This window comes from Desulfofundulus sp. (assembly GCF_049701015.1).
Lineage (GTDB): Bacteria > Bacillota > Desulfotomaculia > Desulfotomaculales > Desulfovirgulaceae > Desulfofundulus.
In genome coordinates this window covers 1-1,793 of sequence record NZ_JBNATZ010000373.1, presented here as the reverse complement: position 1 = coordinate 1,793, position 1,793 = coordinate 1, and the positions used below count along the sequence as shown (strand labels likewise).

Below are 1,793 nucleotides of genomic sequence, written 5' to 3'. Positions count from 1 at the left end.
ACCCGGGCCACAAAAGGAGTACACCAGGAAAGATCCACGGGCATATCCACAAAGGAAACGGGCCGGCCTTTAAAGTAATGGTCCAGCCTTTCTTCCAGGATGAACTGCCACTTTCTTAAAGCAAACCCGCTACCTTCATTGACTTCTGCAGGCAGTATTCTACTGTTCAGAGCAGCCAGGGCTTCCTCTCGAGAGGGCTGGGGAAACGTCAGGACCAACAGACCCTTTTTACCCCAGACGCTACCCAACCAGCCAGCTCTGGTGGGAAAGAAATATACATTGCTCACGAACCGTTCTCCCGCCAAAGAAGTGTGAAAACTATTTCCGGGTTGCCGCCTGGATAAAAACGGACAGGCCTGTGATAATAATCAAGCCACCCGCAAGCTGCAGGGGCGAAGGTACCTGGTTAAAAATAATATAAGCCAGAATGGTCGCTCCAACCGGTTCTCCCAGTGTACTCACCGAGACCACTGCCGCCTTGACATAACGCAGGGCCCAGTTAAAAATGGTATGCCCGAAAATGGTGGGCACCAGGGCGAGGAGGAAAAACCACAACCATGTTGAAGGCGGGTAAGGGAAAAAAGACAGGCCGGTGAGCAGTACACCGAGGAACAACGTTACGGTACTTGCCCCGTATACGACAAAAATGTAAGGAAACAATGACAGCCGGTGCCGCAAACCACGCCCGATCAGGACATAACCGGCCACAAAAATAGCACCGGCAAAAGCCAGGATGTCCCCCCAAAAAGCACGCCCGCCGATCTGAAAATCACCCACACCCAGAATAGTGCTGCCGGCTAAAGCAAGGGCAGCCCCCCCAATTCCCGTACGGGCGATTTTTTCTTTGAATATCAGGTAGCCACCTGATACCACAAATAAGGGCTGCATGGCGACCAGCACTGTGGAACTGGCAATGGACGTGTATTCAAGGGAAGTAATCCAGGCTGTGAAATGCAATGCCAGCAGTACACCCGAAAGACAGGCCAGTATGATGTCCCGCCGGCTCATGGAGCGTAATTCTTCCCGACCCCTGGTCAGGGCAACGGGGGCGATCATGAGCACGGCAAAACCCAACCGGTAAAAGGCTATGACCAGGGGTGGGGCCATAGCAAGCCTGGTAAAAATAGAAGAAAAAGCGGCCCCCACCACACCTACCACGATGGCCAGGTAGGGATTAATAAAAGGGCGTTCCCGGCAGGCAGCTGACAAACCCGGCCCCTCTTCAAAAGAGAATGCCGGCCCTTTTTGAGGTATGCTCATTCATCAAGTCTCCCAACTTAACAACCACGACTGTCCTTCATATTCTACCAGCTGAGCAGAGATTCCTGCCAGGCAAGTGTATTCCACCGGGAAAACTTGCCGGGACCACCAGCCCCCCAAAGCTCGAAAGCCAGGTTTTGGGCCGGAATTTACCCAATTTAAACAAACAATTCCGTAGACAGGTAACGTTCCCCGGTATCCGGGAGCAAAACCACCACATTCTTGCCCCGGTTTTCGGGACGGCCGGCCACCTGTAAGGCAGCCCAGACGGCAGCCCCGGAAGAAATACCTGCCAGCAGGCCCTCCTCCCGGGCCAGACGGCGGGCGGTTTTTAGCGCATCTTCATCGGACACCTTTATGATCTCATCAAGCAAAGCCATATCCAGTACTTCCGGGACAAAACCCGCACCGATGCCCTGAATCTTATGCGGGCCCGGCCTGCCGCCGGAAAGCACCGGCGAGGAAGCCGGCTCCACCGCCACCGCCCTCAGAGAGGGACGGCGGGCTTTCAAAACGGAGGCGACCCCGGTAAT

At 54.7% G+C, this 1,793-nt stretch carries 3 protein-coding genes; all 3 read right to left on the bottom strand.

Going from position 1 to position 1,793, the window contains the following annotated elements:
* Positions 1-287: hypothetical protein (locus ACPLUI_RS14545; RefSeq protein ID WP_424660957.1), on the bottom strand; the 287-nt coding region annotated here is incomplete at its 3' end.
* Between the two features lie 31 nt (positions 288-318).
* Positions 319-1,260 (bottom strand): DMT family transporter, encoded by a 942-nt coding sequence (locus tag ACPLUI_RS14540; protein ID WP_424660956.1) that lies wholly within the window; start codon positions 1,258-1,260, stop codon positions 319-321.
* A 158-nt stretch (positions 1,261-1,418) separates the two neighbouring features.
* Positions 1,419-1,793: pyridoxal-phosphate dependent enzyme (locus ACPLUI_RS14535; protein WP_424660955.1), on the bottom strand; the 375-nt coding region annotated here is incomplete at its 5' end.

Coding starts and splice junctions, on each gene's coding strand:
- ACPLUI_RS14540 (WP_424660956.1), bottom strand. CDS start 1,260: ATGAGCATACCTCAAAAAGGGCCGGCATTCTCTTTTGAAGAGGGGCCG.